Origin of the sequence: Xanthobacter sp. AM11, assembly GCF_047444035.1 — a bacterium.
Taxonomy (GTDB): Bacteria; Pseudomonadota; Alphaproteobacteria; order Rhizobiales; family Xanthobacteraceae; genus Xanthobacter.
Window position 1 is genome coordinate 447677 of the sequence record NZ_JBLAOA010000001.1, and the last position, 18563, is coordinate 466239.

At 65.1% G+C, this 18563-nt stretch carries 19 protein-coding genes; 4 read left to right on the forward strand and 15 right to left on the reverse strand.

Features of this window, described 5'->3' with window-relative positions; all coding sequences use genetic code 11:
* Nucleotides 1–39: 39 nt before the first annotated feature.
* Together ACI7BZ_RS02140 and ACI7BZ_RS02145 are read right to left on the reverse strand one after the other, a co-directional pair.
* Complete coding sequence (locus ACI7BZ_RS02140; RefSeq protein WP_414115557.1) at nt 40–501, reverse strand: Rieske (2Fe-2S) protein; 462 nt, start codon at nt 499–501, stop codon at nt 40–42.
* A gap of 73 nt (nt 502–574) precedes the next feature.
* Nucleotides 575–2203 (reverse strand): flavin monoamine oxidase family protein, encoded by a 1629-nt coding sequence (locus ACI7BZ_RS02145; protein ID WP_414115558.1) that lies wholly within the window; start codon nt 2201–2203, stop codon nt 575–577.
* A gap of 325 nt (nt 2204–2528) precedes the next feature.
* Between ACI7BZ_RS02145 and ACI7BZ_RS02150 the strand changes: the two genes are divergently transcribed.
* The 4 genes from ACI7BZ_RS02150 to ACI7BZ_RS02165 all read left to right on the forward strand — a co-directional run bounded on the left by ACI7BZ_RS02150 (nt 2529) and on the right by ACI7BZ_RS02165 (nt 4556).
* Nucleotides 2529–2990: a hypothetical protein gene (locus ACI7BZ_RS02150; RefSeq protein ID WP_414115559.1), complete on the forward strand. Its 462-nt coding sequence runs from the start codon at nt 2529–2531 to the stop codon at nt 2988–2990.
* 110 nt (nt 2991–3100) lie between these two features.
* The gene (gene sseA / locus ACI7BZ_RS02155) at nt 3101–3958 is read left to right on the forward strand and encodes a 3-mercaptopyruvate sulfurtransferase (RefSeq protein ID WP_414115560.1); all 858 of its coding nucleotides are present in this window, start codon (nt 3101–3103) and stop codon (nt 3956–3958) included.
* 17 nt (nt 3959–3975) lie between these two features.
* Nucleotides 3976–4233 carry a hypothetical protein gene (locus tag ACI7BZ_RS02160; RefSeq protein WP_414115561.1) on the forward strand — a complete coding sequence of 86 codons (258 nt, stop codon included), beginning with the start codon at nt 3976–3978 and terminating at the stop codon, nt 4231–4233.
* A gap of 5 nt (nt 4234–4238) precedes the next feature.
* A complete protein-coding gene (locus tag ACI7BZ_RS02165) occupies nt 4239–4556 on the forward strand; it encodes a hypothetical protein (protein ID WP_414115562.1) in 318 nt (105 codons plus the stop codon).
* A gap of 423 nt (nt 4557–4979) precedes the next feature.
* On the opposite strand, the gene ACI7BZ_RS02170 is transcribed toward ACI7BZ_RS02165, so the two are convergent.
* From ACI7BZ_RS02170 to sufC, 13 genes are all read right to left on the reverse strand, one after another.
* Entirely contained in the window at nt 4980–5654 is a 675-nt protein-coding gene (locus ACI7BZ_RS02170; RefSeq protein ID WP_414115563.1) for a nitrogen fixation protein NifQ, read from the reverse strand.
* A gap of 14 nt (nt 5655–5668) precedes the next feature.
* Nucleotides 5669–5962 (reverse strand): ferredoxin III, nif-specific, encoded by a 294-nt coding sequence (gene fdxB / locus ACI7BZ_RS02175; RefSeq protein WP_414115564.1) that lies wholly within the window; start codon nt 5960–5962, stop codon nt 5669–5671.
* Between the two features lie 19 nt (nt 5963–5981).
* Entirely contained in the window at nt 5982–6182 is a 201-nt protein-coding gene (locus ACI7BZ_RS02180; RefSeq protein WP_414115565.1) for a CCE_0567 family metalloprotein, read from the reverse strand.
* Nucleotides 6183–6201: 19 nt separating this feature from the next.
* Complete coding sequence (locus ACI7BZ_RS02185; protein ID WP_414115566.1) at nt 6202–6672, reverse strand: NifX-associated nitrogen fixation protein; 471 nt, start codon at nt 6670–6672, stop codon at nt 6202–6204.
* A gap of 8 nt (nt 6673–6680) precedes the next feature.
* A complete protein-coding gene (gene nifX, locus ACI7BZ_RS02190) occupies nt 6681–7076 on the reverse strand; it encodes a nitrogen fixation protein NifX (protein WP_414115567.1) in 396 nt (131 codons plus the stop codon).
* Between the two features lie 24 nt (nt 7077–7100).
* Nucleotides 7101–8528, reverse strand: coding sequence for a nitrogenase iron-molybdenum cofactor biosynthesis protein NifN (gene nifN, locus ACI7BZ_RS02195; RefSeq protein WP_414115568.1), 1428 nt, complete (start codon nt 8526–8528; stop codon nt 7101–7103).
* A 9-nt stretch (nt 8529–8537) separates the two neighbouring features.
* Nucleotides 8538–10427, reverse strand: a complete 1890-nt coding sequence (gene nifE / locus ACI7BZ_RS02200) for a nitrogenase iron-molybdenum cofactor biosynthesis protein NifE (protein WP_414115569.1) — start codon at nt 10425–10427, stop codon at nt 8538–8540.
* A gap of 117 nt (nt 10428–10544) precedes the next feature.
* The gene (nifK, locus tag ACI7BZ_RS02205) at nt 10545–12104 is read right to left on the reverse strand and encodes a nitrogenase molybdenum-iron protein subunit beta (RefSeq protein ID WP_414115570.1); all 1560 of its coding nucleotides are present in this window, start codon (nt 12102–12104) and stop codon (nt 10545–10547) included.
* An 85-nt stretch (nt 12105–12189) separates the two neighbouring features.
* Nucleotides 12190–13692, reverse strand: a complete 1503-nt coding sequence (nifD, locus tag ACI7BZ_RS02210) for a nitrogenase molybdenum-iron protein alpha chain (protein WP_414115571.1) — start codon at nt 13690–13692, stop codon at nt 12190–12192.
* Between the two features lie 79 nt (nt 13693–13771).
* Nucleotides 13772–14653, reverse strand: a complete 882-nt coding sequence (gene nifH / locus ACI7BZ_RS02215; protein ID WP_414115522.1) for a nitrogenase iron protein — start codon at nt 14651–14653, stop codon at nt 13772–13774.
* 559 nt (nt 14654–15212) lie between these two features.
* Complete coding sequence (locus tag ACI7BZ_RS02220; RefSeq protein ID WP_414115572.1) at nt 15213–16457, reverse strand: cysteine desulfurase; 1245 nt, start codon at nt 16455–16457, stop codon at nt 15213–15215.
* Between the two features lies 1 nt (nt 16458).
* The gene (gene sufD / locus ACI7BZ_RS02225; protein WP_414115573.1) at nt 16459–17769 is read right to left on the reverse strand and encodes a Fe-S cluster assembly protein SufD; all 1311 of its coding nucleotides are present in this window, start codon (nt 17767–17769) and stop codon (nt 16459–16461) included.
* Nucleotides 17770–17794: 25 nt separating this feature from the next.
* Nucleotides 17795–18556 carry a Fe-S cluster assembly ATPase SufC gene (gene sufC / locus ACI7BZ_RS02230; RefSeq protein ID WP_414115574.1) on the reverse strand — a complete coding sequence of 254 codons (762 nt, stop codon included), beginning with the start codon at nt 18554–18556 and terminating at the stop codon, nt 17795–17797.
* Nucleotides 18557–18563 lie beyond the last annotated feature (7 nt).

The following is an 18563-nucleotide window of genomic DNA, read 5'->3' on the forward strand; positions in this document are numbered from 1 at the left end:
GGCCGGCATCCAACGGGGATGCCCGGGGCGTCGGACGTCTCAGACGCCGCCGCCCTCGTCCGAGCAGGAGGTGATTTCCTCCTCATCGTCATCCACATCCTCGGCCAGGATCACCCCGGTGACGCAGATGTCGTTGTCGATGATGCTGAGCGCGATCGGCTGAAGCGCACGTCCCTTGCAGGGTCCCTCAATGCACATGCCGGTTCCGAGCTCGAACAGGGCGCCGTGCTTTCCGCACATCAGGCGGATGCCGTTAGGGTCCAGGAACTGGTTGCGCTCCCAGTCGAGATTGACCCCATCATGGGGGCATTTGTTCACATAGCCGAACACCTGGCGGCCCCAGCGCACCACCACGAGGTTGAGCTGCTGCTCGGAGCCGTCCTCCAGCAGCTGCAGGAGCTGGAAACCCCGCGCCCGCTGGCTCGGAATTTCGCTCATGGAGCAGATGACGTAGGCGACACCGCCGCCGGCCGCGTTTTCTTCCACCATGCTCGGTTCCATCTTGTCCTCGTTCACCTTGTACTCTTGATGGCTGCTTCATCACATCCGCGGGGATGCGCGTCGTTGATCCGCCTCACTGGCGCAGCGGCAGCGGCGTCACGCCGGCGCGCGGCGCGCCGGCCTCCGCCTTGGCCAGCAGCCGGCGGTTCGCCGCCAGGCAGAAGTCGCGCCAGGCGGCGGCCACGTCCCGCAGGATGGTCTGCACATAATCCTTGGAGAGATGGTGCTCGCCCGGGAAGTTGGAGAGGGCGCAGGACGTGCGGTTGAACGCCACCACATCGTCGAGCAGGGTCTGGATGAAGTCCCGGAACGGCAACTGCACGTCCGGCATCAACCCGGAGCGCCCCTTCTCCACCGGCACGTCGCGCATGTCGAAGGGCAGCGTGTCGAGCATATCGACGGCGCGATCATAAAGATCCTCGATGGCGCCGAGCATGGCGATCTGCGTCAGCTGCTCGCGCTGCTGGGTGGCCAGGGCGCGGTTGAGGCGCGTGCGGTAGGCCTCGAACACCGCGTCATTCTGCGCGGAAACCCAGGCGGCGAACCGGGCAAGGCTCGCGGCATTCACCGACAGGCCGTCGGGAACCGGCACGTCCACGTCGGCGTCTTCCGCCACCCGGGCGCGGGCGAGGGCCCGGTCGATGCGCCGCGCCGCCTCCAGCGCCCCTTCCAGGTAGCCGGCGCCCTGGGTGGCCGTTTCCGACCCGCCGAAATGCAGCCGGCCGTCCCAGAGCGGCCGGCGCAGCAGGGGATTCGAGAAGGCCACATGCTCGCCCGCCGGCTCCGCCCGATCGCGCGCACTGCAAGTGAACGGCTCCTGCGCCCAGTCCTGGTAATGCTGCTCGCCACCTTCCGCGGCGCTGCCGAACACCTGCACCATCTGGCTGTCCATGAGCATGGGCAGGCCGGCGATGAACGCCTCCCGCAGGTCCGGCGGGAAGCTGAGGAAGCCGCCGATGGCCGCCTTGGCTCCCGTGGCGTCGCAGGCGTCGAAGATCTCGCCCACCACGGCCTGCTCATGGGTGACGAAGGCGTTGCCGGACTGGCCCGCCGCGCGCCAGAAGGGAGAGGCATAGGCCACCATCACCTTGGCCTGCGCCGCCATCCAGGTGGGGGCGGCGCCCATGGCGTCCCGGGTGGCGGTGTCGATCTCCGGCGTGAAGCGCACGGTTTCCGCCACCAGGCGCGGCGGCAGCGCGATCACCGCATGGCGCGCCTCCACCGTGAGGAAGGCGTCGTCCACCCGGAAGGTGAGGAGCACGTGGTCCGCCTTGTCTTCCACCCCCACCAGAGTGTGGCCGAGGCGAATCTTGTCTTCCCCGAGGCCTTCCGCGAGGGTGGCCACGAGCCGCGACATGCCGCCGGCCACCCGGCGCGCACCGCCGTGGACGCTCTGCCCGCCGAGGGCCTGGGGAGTCTTGTCCGCCTCGGTGAGGTGGAGCACCACGCCTTCATCATGCTGCGCGAAATCGGCAAGGCCGAGCTCGGCCACGAAGGCGGTGATGTGGGGCTGGGTGTCGGGCCAGAACCAGGTGGGCCCAAGGTCCAGCGCATCACCGCCAGTGGCGGAGACGGCGGAGAGAATGCGCCCGCCGAGGCGCGCGCGCGCCTCGAACAGGGTGAAGCCGTGGCCCTGCTTCGCGAGATGCCGCGCCAAGGCGAGGCCGCAGAGCCCGCCCCCGATGATCGCCGTGTCCAGCATGGACCTGTCCTCTGGCTGTCGCTTTGTTTGGAGCCCTTGCAAGATTCGCGCTCACCCGCCGAAGGGTCTTTCGCGGGCGCCCGGGCCACCTTTGTGCGATGGGCAACGCGCGGTGCGTCGCATTTGCCGCCCTGCGCGACAGGTTTCCGACACGTGCCGCCGCAGCAGCCGGCCGATGCGCGCGCCACCCGCTCCCGGCGAGGCCCGCGGCCTCAAGGCTTTGCGGCAGCCTTCCTGCCGCGCATCCACGGGTCGCCGGGAACTGGCACGAATTTTGATCCTGCAAGGCATCGTTGGTCAGTGCAGTTGCCTTGTGGAGATTGAAATGAACGTCGCGTCGGAATTCGCCAAATGCTCCCTCGAGGAGATCAAGGAGCTGCTGGCGGGCGGCACCTTGACCGTCTATTCCGTGGCCCGGCCCATCAGCGCCGACCGCGCCGTGGACCGGAGCGGCAAGCTCGCCACCTTCACCTTCGCCACCCCGGCCTTCAACACCCCCTCCGAGGACGGCTCCGAGGTCCCGAGCTTCGCCACCGAATCGGTGAATGCGGTGGACGTGGGCACCCCCGGCTTCGCCCGCGCCTGCAAGGCCGACGGCACCGTCGTGGCCGATTTCTCCGCCGGCCCCGGTGACCGTGAAATCAAGTTCCAGGACGTGTCGTGCTCCAACGGCGCGCCGCTGCGGGTGGTCAAGTTCAAGTTCAATGCCGAAGGCGGCTGGCCGGAGCGCCCCGATTATTACGACGCGCATCCGCGCCCCGGCTACGTGCTGCCGAAGACCCGCTGATCGCCGACCACGCGCGGGGCGGCCGGTGCCGCCCCGCCGCCGGCTGGCCGTCCGGCCAAGCCGCTGAAGCATGCCGGATGTCGAAACCGCGACAAGGAGAAGCTGCTGTCATGTCCACCGCCCTTCCCGGACCGCTGGTGAGCACCGAATGGCTTGCCGAGCATCTGTCCGATCCGGACGTGAAGATCCTCGACTGCACATGGCTCCACGAGAGCACCAACATGGACGGTCGAACCCAGTATCGTGGGCGGCATCTTCCCGGTGCGGTGCACTTCGACATCGACCATGTGGCCGACAAGAGCAATCCGCTCCCCCACATGCTGCCGCCGGCGGCGGAGTTCGCCAAGAAGGTCGGCCTCCTGGGTGTCGCCACCGGCAACAAGGTGGTGCTTTACGACCGCCTCTGCGGCGGCTCGGCGGCAGCGCGGGTGTGGTGGATGTTCCGCACCTTCGGCTATGACGACGTGGCCGTGCTGGACGGCGGCTTCGGCAAATGGACGAAGGAGAAGCGGGAGACCGAGATGTCGCCGGTTCGCCCGGAGCCCAAGACCTTCTCCGCCACCTTCAACCCGCAGATGGTGCGCAGCCTGTCGCAGATGATCGCCAACCTTTCCGGCGGCTCCGAACAGGTGATCGACGCCCGCGGCCCCGCCAAGTTTTCCGGCAGCCAGGACGATGTGTTCCCGGTGAAGAAGAAGGGGCACATTCCCGGCTCCGTCAACCTGCCGTGGGGCGATCTCATCCTTGAGGAAACCGGCGAAATGATTGCGCCCGACGCGCTTGCGGCGCGCTTTGCCGGCGCCGGCATCGACCTTAGCCGTCCCATCGTGACGACCTGCGCCTCCGGCACCATTTCCTGCGTGGTTCTCCTCGCCTTGTTCATTCTCGGCCACAAGGACGCCGCGCTCTACGACGGCTCCTGGGCCGAATGGGGCCTTGCGGACGACACGCCGTCCGCAGCGGCCTGACAACACGGGAGGCAGGAATGGGTGCCCAGGACGAACTGGAACTGGTGAGCGACGGCGAGGAGTACACGCTCCACGCCGCCGGCGACGGCACGCACTTCCTGCTTCGATTCAAGCCGGATGGCCTTGCCGCCGATCTTTCCGGCGAGGATGCGGAACGCTTCCGCGCCGATTACGACGCCGTGAAGTCACAGTTTCCAGACTGGAGTTCGGATCAGGTCCTGGCGCAGCTCTGGGACCAGGGCGGCTACAGTTGGCTCGCAGCTCAGGACGGGTGAAGACCATGCAGACCACATTGATCAAGACCACCGCAGACGGGCGCAAGCTGGAGGTGTCCGGCCTTGCCATCCTGTTCGACGGGCAGCTGGAGGCCTTCGACCTCACCGAGGTGAAGCTTCATCCCAACAAGCGCAAGATCTGGGAAGTTCATCCCGAAGCGACCCACCTGGCCGGGCGGGTGACCCTGACCCGCGAGGAGGCCGAGGCGGTCGAACAGGCGTTCAAGGACGCGGAAGCCCAGATTCTGGCGAGCCCGGCGGCAATCAACGAACGCTTCCGCATCGCCATGATGTGGCGGGCCCGCAGCGAGGGCATCGAGTAGGAGCTGCGCCATCGGCGCAGCCCCGGCTGCCGGGCTTGCGTCGCTGCACGCAGTTTTCCCGCCGCGCAAGGCATTCAAGGGGCGCTGCCGGAGTCAATGAACTGGCGTCAACGACAAAGCAAGCGGCTGTTGGAGAGCGCCGGGCGCTGAAGGGAGGACGGCGCGTCTGATTGCAAGGACATGGCCCGGTGCCCGCAGCGCCGGGCTTTTGCTTTTTCACCACGCCTGTTGCCGGGAGGCCCCCGGCTTTGCAAAGCCCGGCGCGCTGGTTGAGGGTGGTGGAGGGCCGTTCATTGGCCCTGACGACCAGGTGGTCGCAGCGTAGAACCGGCGTGCCGCTGTCGGGCGCCGGCCGCGGTAACCGTTCATGGAACAGCATGAAGAGGCAGCGCCCCCGGGCAACGACAGCGCCGGCACCCCGCCCTATTCGGCCGCCTCGGGGACCTCGGCATCCGGCGGCACATTGCTGTTTGCCGCCATGCGATTACGGGCGAGCCTGGATTCACCGTCTTCGGCGCCGAAGCAGACATGGAACTCGTCGCAATCCGAACACACCGGCGCGGCGCACAGGGTGAAGCCCTCCGAACCGCAGACCATGCGATAGAGGAACTTCTTCCACTTCATGTCCTGCCGGTTCTTCGCCGCCAGCGGACCGAAGCGACGGGCCATCAGGACACCCAGTTCCCGGCGGTCCCGCAGGCCGAGGTCCTGCCACAAATGGTGCGGCGACTGGCAGCGGCGGGCAACCATGGCGATGAAAGGCGCCTGGAGCGGCCCCGCGTCGGACGAATAGATGCCCAGGATGTCGCGAACCGATTGTTCCTCCGGCGTCACCGGCAGCGACAATTCCCCGACAATGCCGGTCAGCGCCGGCGCTGCGGCGGGGAAAAGGCTTGCGGCAAGCTCAAGGAATGCGGACCGCTCCAGGCCGAGGCCATCAAGGCCGGCCCCTTCGGCCTCCAGCTGCGGATGCGCCGAAAGTTGCGCTTCAGCCAGTGCCAGCGCGATGATGGAGGCGGCAACGTGAATATCGAAAGCGTCGGCGGCCGAAGAGGTCGATGACGCAATCAGCCAGTCATAGACTTCTTCGGCAACCATGACGCTTCTCCTGATCAGGCGGCCTTCTCCAGGCCGTGGACCTGGCAATTGGCCGGGCAGACCCGGGCGCACGCACCGCAGCCGATGCAGGCGCCCGTATCGTTCATGACCATGACCTTCTTCTCGACCTCGTCGTCCTCGTCATCATCGAGCTCGACAACATCGCCGTCTTCGTTGATCCCCTTCAGGGTCATCACGTCCCGGCCGCAGACTTTGAAGCAGCGCCCGCAACCGATGCACTTACCAGCGTCGATATCGAGCAAATAGTCTGGCTGCCAGGCTCGACCATCTCGGGTTTCGTTGGACATTTCAACACGCCTTTCGGGTTCAGGCGGCCTCGAGTGCCTTCAGGTCCGCGCGCTTTTTTTCCAGATCGGCGAAGGCGCTATGCGCCTTCTTTGCGACATCCATGATGGACTCCCAGTTGATCGGGAGTTCCTCGGACAGATCGTGGAGATCCATTTTCGCCTGCGTCGCCTTCGCGCTGAGCTTCTTGATCTCGGCCTTGAGTTCTTCCACGTCGCTCATGGGTGCACCCTGTTCAACTTCAGAAATTGGCAACTTCGGGGAATTTGCGGATCATCTCGACGCCGGACGAGACGAACTTCGTCCCTTCCTCTGCGAGCTTTCCGAGATTGTCGAAGCCATAGCGATGCACGTCGCGCAGCTGCTTGTTGACCACGATCAACCGACCGCCGATGAGCACCATGCGGCCGAAGCCCTCGTGGCTCATCTTCAGCATCGGCGTGATCATCACCTTGGTTTCGCGCTCGATCATCAGGCAGACGGCATTGAAGAACAGCTCCATGCGCCAGATGGTCTCGGGGTCCGGGTCACCGATGATGGGAAGGGCGCGCCGCGCCTCCTTGTCAACGATGTAGGGCGCGATCAGATCGAGGTCCGCCTTGCCGTCCCACGCGCCGTGGGTGTCCTGGGCGCGCCAGACCTTGATGAGTTCCTTGACGAACGGGGTATCTTCCGCCGACACCGGTTCGGCCACTTGCGCTGCTTCGGACATGTCCATCCTCATTCGTCGAAATCGAAAGTGCGTTCCTGGCCCTTGGACATCACCTTGCGCAGCCAGGGCGGGGGAGTGCCGCGCAGCACCGTGGCGAGCTTCTCGATGAGATCGCTGATCTCCTCGGGCTGGCTTACCTTCATGGGGTGGATGTTGTTGGCCACGACCCGCGCCGCGCCCGACCCGCCGATGGCGGCGACGTAGAGGATGGCGCAGTCCTTGATCGCCTCGATCTTCGGGGCGAGCTTGTCTTCGTTGCCGTCTTCCTTCAGGTCGCCATCGAATTCAATGGCTTCCACGAAATGCGAACTTTCCGGCCCCACTTCATAGATGGCGATGTTCTTCGCCCAGCCGAAGTGAGCGTCGACCCGTTTCAAGTCCTGGGTTGCGAATGCGACTTTCATGGGAGGGTGCGCCTCTGCTCGTTCTTAGTGATGGGCCGTGCTTACGACGGGGGCGTGGGGAGACGCCGGCGCAGTGCCGGAGGCTGCCCCGTGCCCGTCGCCGTCCCATGGGCTCTGCCAGGTATCCGGCTTGGCGTCGTGGTGTTCCTCGTGATCGGCGATGACCAGGTTGGCGAGGCTGAAGATCAGCTCCCGCGTCCCGCGGTAGCCGACGGTCATGCGATGACCCGAGCCGATGCGGTCGAACATGGGAATGCCGATCCGGTAGAACGGAATCCCCAGCCGCTCCGCACCCTGGCGCCCGTGGGAATGGGTCAGCAGGAGGTCGCAGCCCCGTTCCTTCGCCAGCGTCTCCAGATCTTCAAGGTCTCCCAGCAGCACTTCTTCCGCCGGAAGCTGGGCGAACACCGGGGATTGGGTGGTGGTCACCGCAGCCGTAATCACCGTGCCCATCTCATGGAGCATGCAGCCCACGTCAAAGAGAAGGTCCGGCTCCGCCCCGATGGCCAGCTTGCGGCCGCCGAGGTGGAAGTGGGCGTCCAGCATGGCGTCCACCAGCTGCCCGCGCTGGCGCCGATACTTGCGTGGCACCGATTTTCCCGAGATCTCGCTCAGGAACATGATGAAATCATCATTGGGCGCGAGCCCGCAGAGCCGCTCGAAGAGGCGGTAGGGAACGCCGGCCTTCTTCTGCATGGCCTCCGCGGCGGTGCGCATCTGGGTGCCGATGGCGATGGTCCAGGCCGCCTCGCCCATCTTCGCGACCTCATCCACCCCGATGCCGCCGATGGTGGTGGGGGTGAAGTCATCGGGAATGTGGCCGTCCAGCGAGCCGGCAAGATCCGGCAGGAAGGACGGCTCCAGCCCAAAATCCTCGAAGATGGTGCGAAGTTCGTCCAGGTCACCGGGCGTGAGGTGGCAGCCCGGCAGCACGTTCACCTGCTTCGGGTTGCGCACCACATCATCCGCCGGCTTCTTCACCAGCACTTCAATGATCTTGGCGACGGTCTTTTCCCACCCGTCCTGGAAGGCATCCTTGAAGTCGGGGGTGGAGACATAGACCATGGGAAAGTCGGCAAGCTGGGGATACTTGTCGCGGATCATCTTGATGTAGCCGTCCACGTCGTCACCCTTGGTCTCGGTGACGCCGGTGGAGCAGATGCCGATGATCTCCGGCTTGGTGCGGTTGTAGATGTTGAGAACCGCCTGCTCCACATTGTCGTAGCCGCCGAGCACGGTCGCCACTTCGCTCATGGCCGTGGTCTGGAGCGGGATGGCTTCCTTGAAATGCCGCACGAACAGCACCAGCCCGAACGAGGTGCAGCCCTGCGAGCCGTGCAGCAGGGGCATGGCCCCGCGCAGGCCCATGAAGGCAAGTGCGCCGCCGATCGGCTGACTCATCTTCAGGGGATTGACCGCGCAGGATTTCTTGCCCTGGACGAACTTCGCCATGGCCGCCTCCTATTCCGCTGCAACAAGGGTGGCGCCGACCCCGGCGCCAGCGGCATCCAGCATCTCCTCGATGCGCTCGCCGCAACCGCCGCAGCCGCTGGTGGCCTTGGTCCGGGCCTTGACCTCGGCCAGATTGGACGCCCCGGCGTGGATGGCATCCTCGATGGTGCCGGTGTCCACGCTCATGCAGTTGCACACCTTCTTGGCCCGGCGCGCGGCTTCTGCCGCCACCGGATCGGCGATGACCGGCGCCACCACCCCCTGCGCCGCAAGGATGTCTTCCACGCGCCCGCTGCAGGCGCCGCAGCCGCCGGACGCGTTGGTGTGCTTGCGCACGCCTTCCACATCCGTGAGGGCATGGGCGGCGATGGCATCCTCGATGGTGCCCAGATCGACGCTCTTGCAATTGCAGATCTTCTTGGCGCGGCGCGCCTTCTCCGCCGCCACCGGGTCCGCGGCGAGGGCGGCCGCCTCGGCCTCCATCTGGGCCATGGCAAGGTTCTGCCAGTTGCTGGCCGGGTCATCCCAGGGGGCGGGCTTGCGCACCTGTTCCCAGATGGGGTTGTAGAGGGCCTTGTCGATCTCCTCCACCAGCTTCACCATGCCGATATAACCCATATAGGCGTGGTGACGCTCCTGATTGATGTCCAGCCAGGGCATGGACGCCTTCAGCGCGATGAACTGGGAGCGGCCGCCGGACAGCATGATGTCGGCCTTCGCGTCCTTCAGCATCTTGTACATTTCGCGCGGCGTCATGTCGTCGATCATGTGGGCATCCTGCCCCATGAGCTCCTTGATGCGCTCCTTGTCTTCCTTGGTGGACTTCTTCACCGAGGTGCCCACCAGCTCAAGGCCGGCTTCCTGCAGCGCCGCCACCACCGACCAGGACTTCACGCCGCCGGTGATGAGAAGAACCTTCTTGTCCTTGAACCGCGGCTTGTACTTGGCGATGGCGGCCCAGGCCTTCGCCTCCTCGCGCTCGATCAGCGCCTCGGTGCGGTCCATCAGCTCCGCATCGGCGCCGCGCTCGATGAGCATGCGGGCGATTTCGCGCAGGGAATCGCTGGAATCCTGGATGCCGTAGAAGGAACCTTCGAAGAAGGGGATGTCGTAGCGCTCCTCCATCTTGCGGGCCACGTTGATCATGGCCTTGGAGCACACCATCATCGCCGCCTTGGCGCGGTGGGAGGAGGCCACATCCTTGTAGCGGCCGTCGCCCGAAATGCAGGCGAGGATGCGGATGCCGAGCTCGTCCAGCAGCGGCTTCACCTGCCAGAGTTCGCCGGAGAGATTGTACTCGCCGATGATGTTGATGTCATAGGGCGTGGTGTATTCCGGCTCCTCCGTGCCGATGACGTGCTGGAGGATGGCCTCGCCGGCAAGCTTGTTGCCGAGATTCTTCGGACCCGCGAAACCCGGCGAGTTGATCGGGATCACCGGAGTGCCGAATTTCTCCTTCGCCGCCTTGCAGACCGCGTCGATATCGTCGCCGATCATGGCGGGCACGCAGGTCTGGTAGACGAAAACGGCCGGCGGATTGTATTTCTCGATGATTTCCTTGATGGACTTGAACAGGCGCTTCTCGCCGCCGAACACGACATCGGTCTCGTTGATGTCGGTGGTGAAGCCGGTGCGCCAGAGGTTCGAGCCGGAGGACTTCGCGCCGCGATTGTCCCAGGAATTGCCTTCGCAGGCGATCGGGCCGTGCACCAGGTGGGCCACGTCGGTCAAAGGCTGCAGCGCGATCTTCGCGCCATCGAAGGCGCAGCCGCCGGCGGCACCGCCGGGCTGAAGCTGCTTGGTGCAACCCTTTTTCTTCTCAGCTTCCGATTTATTCTGGTTCTTTGTGCAGCCAGGCTCGTTGAAGACTTGCTGGATCGTGCTGGAAAGCGAGCTCATGGATCTCTCCTTCGACAAGCGGGCTGTGCAAAGATCACGAGGGGTCGGAGGTCGGCTCCCTCTCGGGCCGGCCCGGGCGGGGCCCCGGGCCGGATCGAGCTCTTCAGACTTCTGCGATCAACGGATGATGTCGAACGAGTAGTCGGTCTTCGCCGGCACGATCGTGTTCTGGTCGATGGTGTCGAAGATCTTGTCGAGGATGGTGATCAGAACGTTCATGCCGCCCTGATAGCCCCACACCGGACGGCGGTGGTGGTGGTGACGGTCGAACACCGGGAAGCCGATGCGGATCAGCGGGGTGCCCGTGTCGCGCTCGAGATACTTGCCGTAGGTGTTGCCGATCAGGAAGTCCACCGGCTCGGTGAAGAGCAGGGAGCGCATGTGCCAGAGGTCACGCCCGGGATAGACGTGGCAGTTCTGGCCGAAGGGCGAAGAGTCGAACAGCTTCTGGACCTTGTCGGCCCACTTCTGGTTGCCGTTGGTGGCCAGAACGTGGGTCGGCTCGGCGCCCAGCTCCAGCAGGAAGCTGGCGAGGCCCAGGCAGAGGTCCGGATCGCCGTAGATGGCGAACTTCTTGCCGTGGATGTGCGCGTTGGAGTCCGCAATGGCGTCCACCAGACGGCCGCGCTCGCGGGCGAGCTCTTCGGGAATTTCCTTGCCGCTGATGCGGGAAATCGCCATCAGGAACTCGTCGGTGCCCTTCACGCCCACGGGGTGGTTGAAGGCGACGACTTCCTGGCCGTGGTTGCCGATGAACGGCAGGGTCTTTTCCGTGCAGTATTCCTGCATGGAGATGGTGGCCTTGGCGTGGAGGGCGTTGGCCGCCTCCTCCAGCGTGGTGCCGCCGTCATACATGCGGAACTCGCCGTCGGTGGGGGTGTCCCACACTTCGGAATTGTCGGCGAGGATGGTGTAGTCCACGCCCATGATGCCGAACAGACGCTTGACTTCGCGCAGGTTGCCGACGGTGTAGCCGTCGAAGCCGCCGATGAAGTTGATCTTCTCGTTCGGCACGCGCTCGAGCTTCGCCGTGGTGCCGGCCTTGCCGTCCCAGAAGTGCTCGAAGATGCCCTTCATCACGTTGTCGTAGCCGGTGATGTGGCTGCCGACGAACGCCGGGGTGTGGGCGAAGGGAACGTCGTATTCCTGGGGAACCGAGCCCTTTTCCTTGGCCGTCTTGATGAAGGCGTTCAGGTCATCACCGATGACTTCCGCCATGCAGGTGGTGGAGACCGAGATCATCTTCGGCTTGTACATGTTGTAGGTGTTGGCGAGGCCGTCGATCATGTTGTTCAGGCCGCCGAACACCGCCGCGTCTTCCGTCATGGAAGAGGACACGCAGGAGCTGGGCTCCTTGAAGTGACGCGAGAAGTGCGAGCGATAGTAAGCGACGCAGCCCTGCGAGCCATGCACGAAGGGAATGGTCTCCTCGAAGCCCACCGCGGCGAACACGGCACCGAGCGGCTGGCAGGCCTTGGCCGGGTTCACGGTCAGAGCTTCGCGGGCGAAGTTCTTTTCCTTGTACTCCGGAGTCTTGGCCCACTCGCGAATGCGCTCGACTTCAGCCGGATCGCGGGGGTTCTCGAACAGCTTCTTCTTGTTGGCCAGCATCTGCTGGTACTCGGGACCGCGGAACAGCTCGAAGTGATCGAGCACGTTATCTGCATTTTGTGGCATCTCGAACCCCTATGGTGGGTCTCACAATCATCATGCCCGCCCCTGTGCCCCTCCCCGGTGGGGGAGGGGCGAGAGGCTCAGGCGCTCACTCGGCCGCCAGCAGGGTGGGCTTCGGGGCCGCCTTCCAAGGAGCCTTGGTCATCTTCCACACGGGAGAGTTGATGGCCATGTCCATGTCGCGGGCGAAGATGGCGAAGCCGTCATAGCCGTGATACGGGCCGGAATAGTCCCAGGAGTGCATCTGCCGGAACGGCACACCCATCTTCTGGAAGACGTACTTCTCCTTGATGCCCGAGCCGACGAGATCGGGCTGGATCTTCTCGACGAACTTCTCGAACTCATAGCCGGTCACGTCGTCATAGATGATGGTGCCATCCTTGACGTAGTGCTGGGCGGTGCGCTGATAGTCGTCATTGTGGGCGAACTCGTAACCCGTGCCCACCACTTCCATGCCGAGGTCTTCGTACGCACCGATCACGTGACGGGGACGCAGGCCGCCCACGTACAGCATGACGGTCTTGCCTTCCAGGCGCGGACGATACTTGGCGATGACCGCGTCCATCAGGGGCTGGTACTTCGCGATCACGCGCTCGGCACCTTCCTTGATCTTGTCGTCGAAGTAGCCGGCGATCTTGCGCAGCGATTCGGCGATCTTGGACGGGCCGAAGAAGTTGTACTCGCACCACGGAATCCCGAACTTCTCTTCCATGTGGCGGGAGATGTAGTTCATGGAACGGTAGCAGTGCAGCACGTTCAGCTTGGCCTTCGGGGTGGCCTCGAGCTCGGCGAGCGAGCCGTCGCCGGACCACTGGGCGATCACGCGCAGGCCCATCTCCTCGAGGAGGATACGGGAAGACCAGGCGTCGCCGCCGATGTTGTAGTCGCCGATGATGGCCACGTCGTACGGGGTCGGATCGAAGCGGGGGGCCGCATTCGGGTCCATCTTGTCGAACACCCAGTCACGGATCGCGTCGTTGGCGATGTGGTGGCCGAGCGACTGCGACACGCCGCGGAAACCTTCGCAGCGCACCGGCACGATGGTCTTGTTGTCGTATTCCTTGGACTTCGCCTTGGACACGGCCTCGATGTCGTCGCCGATCAGGCCGATCGGGCACTCGGACTGCACCGTGATGCCGTTGTTGAGCGGGAACAGCTCCTGGATTTCGTCCATGATCTTGGCGAGCTTCTTGTCGCCGCCGAAGACGATGTCCTTTTCCTGGAAGTCGGACGTGAACTGCATCGTCACGAAGGTGTCGATGCCGGTCGTGCCGATGTAGTAGTTGCGGCGCGCCGCCCAGGAATACTGGCCGCAGCCCACCGGGCCGTGGGAGATGTGGATCATGTCCTTGATGGGACCCCACACCACGCCCTTGGAGCCGGCATAGGCACAGCCGCGGATGGTCATCACGCCCGGGATGGACTTGATGTTGGACTTCACGCCGCAGTCGGACTTGCCGGATTCGTGGACGTTGAGGTGCTTCGCGCGGCGCTTCGCGGTCTTCTCGGGATAGACCTTGAGGACTTCCGCGATGATTTCCTTGTTACGCGCCTTGATTTCAGCAACGCTTTGCGGTTGGGCCAAGCTCATTTCGCAATCTCGCTCTCGTTGGGGTTTGCTGTGGGGGCACGGCCGGCCTCGCAATAGAGGCCGGCCGCAACTGCGAACCTCAGCCCACCGCGAGCTCGGCGGCGGTCTTGCCGACTTCGCTCTCGTCGACGGTCTTCAGGATGCCATGCTCCATCAGCATGTCTTCCAGCTCGTCCATGGTGATCGGGGTCGGGATGATGCCGTTGCCGGCATTGTTGTGCACCTTGGTCGCCAGGTTCCGGTAGTGCTGGGCCTGCTCGGACTCCGGCGCATACTCGATCACCGTCATGCGGCGAAGTTCCGCATGCTGCACGATGTTGTCGCGCGGAACGAAGTAGATCAGCTGCGTGCCGAGCTTCTTCGCAAGGTTCTCCGCAAGCTCCAGCTCCTTGTCGGTCTGGCGCTCGTTGCAAACCAGCCCGCCCAGGCGCACGCCGCCGGAGTTCGCATACTTCAGAATGCCCTTCGAGATGTTGTTGGCCGCATACATGGCCATCATCTCGCCCGACATGACGATGTAGATCTCCTGGGCCTTGTTCTCGCGGATCGGCATCGCGAAGCCGCCGCAAACCACGTCGCCCAGAACGTCGTAGGACACGTAGTCGATGTCCTCGTACGCGCCGTTCTCTTCCAGGAAGTTGATCGAGGTGATCACGCCGCGGCCGGCGCAGCCAACGCCCGGCTCAGGACCACCGGACTCCACGCAGCGGATGTCCTGGTAGCCGATCTTCATCACGTCCTCGAGCTCCAGGTCTTCCACCGAGCCGGCATTCGCCGCCAGGGAAAGAATGGTGTCCTGCGCCTTGGCGTGCAGGATCAGGCGGGTCGAATCCGCCTTCGGGTCGCAGCCCACGATGAGGATCCGGTGACCCATCTGCGCAAGCGCAGCCAGGGTGTTCTGCGAGGTGGTGGACTTGCCGATACCACCCTTGCCGTAAAACGCGATCTGTCGCAGCGACATCTTGCTCTCCTTCGAACCTTCAGCCGACATTCGGTCCTGTCCGCGCGGACGGCGGTCCCGATGTTCGGGCGCGCACACGGACGTTGCACTCCGGCGCGGATGCGGACGTGGCCTTTTGACAGCCCACAAAGCCAGCAACCTGTCGCCCGACTCCAAGGCTAGCAACGACTGTGCCAGCGCCACCCGACGTAATTTTTCTTTTTATTTCCTATAGTTATGAGATTGGCGCAGGCCGCGGGGGCCATGTTCAGAACCCGACACAGGCCGGTGTCGGGTGACATCGCAGTTTAGGGCTGTTTGAAACAGGACACTCCCGGCAGGCCGGGCAGTGGTGGCCGGAATGCGACAATCCCCGCTCACGCACCAATGGCGCCGGGCCGGGCCGTACATGGCATCCCGGCGGGCGCGCGCCAGCGCACCCCAAGCCGGGACATGCTGAGCCTGATGGAAGGGGGGAGAAATTCGGGGCCCTGGGCAGGGCCGGCCTCGGAGGGCAGCGGCGGCCGGCGGCGCGCACGGGGAGAAAGGGCCGGCCGGGTGAACCGGCCGGCCCGTCGCATCAGGCGAAAAGGTCTTGCGCCTTGATGAGGGCGGCGACGAAACGGTCCACCTCATCGTGCGTATTGTAGAGGCCGAAGGAGGCGCGGCAGGTGGCCGAAACGCCGAAGCGCTCCATCAGCGGCATGGCGCAATGGGTGCCGGCGCGCACGGCAATGCCGTCATTGTCGATCAGCGTCGCGAAATCGTGGGCATGGGCACCCTTGATCTCGAAAGAGATGATCGCGCCCTTGTCCTTCGCGGTCCCGATGATGCGCACCGAGTTCAGCTCGCCCAGCCGCTCCTGCGCATAGCGGCACAATTCCGCTTCATGCGCCCGGATCCGCGGCTTGCCGATGGACTGGATATAGTCCAGCGCGGCACCGAGCCCCGCCGCCTGGACGATGGCGGGGGTGCCCGCTTCGAACCGGTGGGGCGGGTCGCCATAGGTCACGCTGTCCTGCCGCACTTCGCGGATCATCTCGCCGCCGCCGTTGAAGGGCGGCATGGCCTCCAGATGCTCATACTTGCCGTAGAGCGCGCCGATGCCCGTAGGCCCATAAAGCTTGTGGCCGGTGATGATGTAGAAGTCGCAGTCGAGATCCTGCACATCCACGTCCAGATGCACCGCGCCCTGGGAGCCGTCCACGAGAACCGGGATGCCGCGGGCGTGGGCGATCTTCACCACCTCCTTCACCGGCACGGTGGTGCCCAGCACGTTGGACATCTGGGTGATGGCCACCATCTTGGTGCGTTCGGTGAGGAGGTTTTCAAACGCGTCGAGGAGGAAGTTGCCCTCGTCGTCCACCGGCGCCCACTTGATCACCGCCCCCTGGCTTTCCCTCAGGAAGTGCCAGGGCACGATGTTGGCGTGGTGCTCCATGATGGAAAGGACGATCTCGTCGCCTTCCTTGATGCGGCTCTTGCCGAAGGTGGCGGCCACGAGGTTGATCGCCTCGGTCGCGCTGCGGGTGAAGACGATCTCCTCGGGCCGCGCGGCATTCAGGAAGCGCTGCACCGCGTGGCGGCCGCCCTCATAGGCCTCGGTGGCGGCGTTGGCGAGATAGTGCAGGCCACGATGCACGTTGGCATATTCGGACGTGTAGACCTGCTGGATCCGGTCCAGCACCGCCTTCGGCTTCTGGGCCGAGGCGCCGTTGTCGAGGTAGACCAGCGGCTTGCCGTTCACCTGCAGGCTGAGGATGGGAAAATCCTCGCGCACACGCAGAACGTCATAGCTGCCGTTGCTCACTGCCGGGTGAATCATCTCACTCGCGCTCCAGCAGCCAGGCCTGGGTCGCGTCGGTGAGGGCGGTGCGCACCCCTTCCGGCCCGATGGAATCCAGCACCTCGCCCACAAAGGCCTGGATGAGCAGGGCCTCAGCCTCCTTGGCAGGAATGCCGCGCGCCATCAGGTAGAATTTGAGCTGCTGGTCGAGGGTGCCGGTGGTGCAGCCATGGCCGCACTGAACGTCGTCGGCGAAGATCTCCAGCTCAGGCTTGTTGCAGGCCTCGGCGGTTTCGGTGAGCAGCAGGGCGCGGCTGAGCATGCGGGCGTCGGTCTTCTGCGCCGCCTGCCGCACCGCGATCTTGCCCTGGAAGATGTCCTGGGAGGCACCGTCCAGCACCGCGCGGAAGGATTCCCGGCTCTCGCCGGCCGGCGCCGCATGGTCCACCGACAGCATGGTGTCCGCATGCTGCTTGCCGGACAAGAGGCTCACCCCGCCCATGCGGGCCTGGATGGCCTCGCCGTCGAGATGCAGCAGAAGCTGGTTGCGCACCACCGACCCGCCGGTGGTGAAGAAGGTGTTGGCGAAGGTGGCGTTGGCCCCGACGCGGGCGAGCAGGGTGGCAAGATGCACCGCATCGGACCCCTCGCGGGTGATCTTCACGCGCTCCACATTGGCCTGCGCGCCCACCACCAGTTCAAGCGCCGTGTTGACCTGATAGGCAACGCCCGCCGGCCCCTCGTGGCTCTCCACCAGCACCAGGCTCGCGCCCGTCTCCGCCACCACGAGGGAGCGAGTGAACATGGCCACCGGCGCCGCCTCCGTGGTCACGTAGACCATCTCGATGGGGCGCGACACCACAGTGCCGGCGGCCACATGCACCAGCACGCCATCGCCCATGAGGGCGGTGTTCAGCGCCAGCACCGGGTCGGCGGACGCCACCGTCTTGCCGAGATAGGAGGCCGCGACGCCATCGCCGGACGCCAGGGCTTCGGCCATGGAGCGAATGGTGAGGCCGGCCTCAAGCCCGCCGAGATCGGACAGCTCGGGAACGAAGGCGCCGTTGACCAGCACCAAGCGGCGGAAGCCGAGGCCGGCCAGCAGCGCACCGGCGCCGGCGGCCAGCGCCTTGGCCTGCGCGTCCGGCGGTGCCGCCAGCGGCTTGGCGTCGCGCATCAGCGCCCGCAGGTCGGTGTAGCGCCAGCTTTCCACGCGCCGGTGGGGCAGGCCGGTTTCGGCAAAGGCGCCAAAGGCGGCGGCCCGCTGCTCCGCCACGTCGGGGCCGCCGGGAAGCGCGGCACGCACGGCCGCGAAGGTGTCGGCGAGGGCCAGCTCCGCGCTGGTCTTCATGGGGCGAACATCTGCGGCCATGGGATCACGCCGCCTCGTTCTGGTACTGCGCGTAGCCGGTGGCCTCGAGTTCCAGCGCCAGCTCCTTGCCGCCGGAATGCACGATGCGGCCGGCGGAGAAGACGTGCACCACATCCGGCACGATATAATCGAGCAGACGCTGGTAGTGGGTGATCACCAGCATGGAACGCTCCGGCGAGCGCAGGGCGTTGACGCCGTTCGACACCACCTTCAGCGCGTCGATGTCGAGGCCCGAATCCGCCTCGTCCAGCACGCACAGATAGGGCTCCAGCAACATCATCTGCAGGGTTTCGTTGCGCTTCTTCTCGCCGCCGGAGAAGCCCACGTTGACCGGGCGCTTCAGCATGTCGGCGTCGATGCCCAGCGTCTTGCCCAGCTCACGCACCTTGCGCACCAGCTCCGGCGAGGTCAGCTCCACCTCGCCGCGCTTCTTGCGCTGGCTGTTCACGGCCGTATGCAGGAAGGCCATGTTGGAGACCCCGGGAATCTCCAGCGGATACTGGAAGCAGAGGAACATGCCCTGCGCCGCCCGCTCGTCGGGGGCGAGGGAGAGCAGATCCACACCGCGGAACAGCACTTCACCGCCGGTGATCTCGTAGCCCGGCTTGCCGGAGAGCACGTAGGAGAGGGTGGACTTGCCGGCCCCGTTCGGCCCCATGATGGCGTGCACCTCACCGGGGTTGATGGTGAGGTTCATGCCATTGATGATCTTACGCCCCCCCGCGATCTCGGCATGGAGGTCCTTGATTTCCAAAAGGGGAGCCATGGTGAAG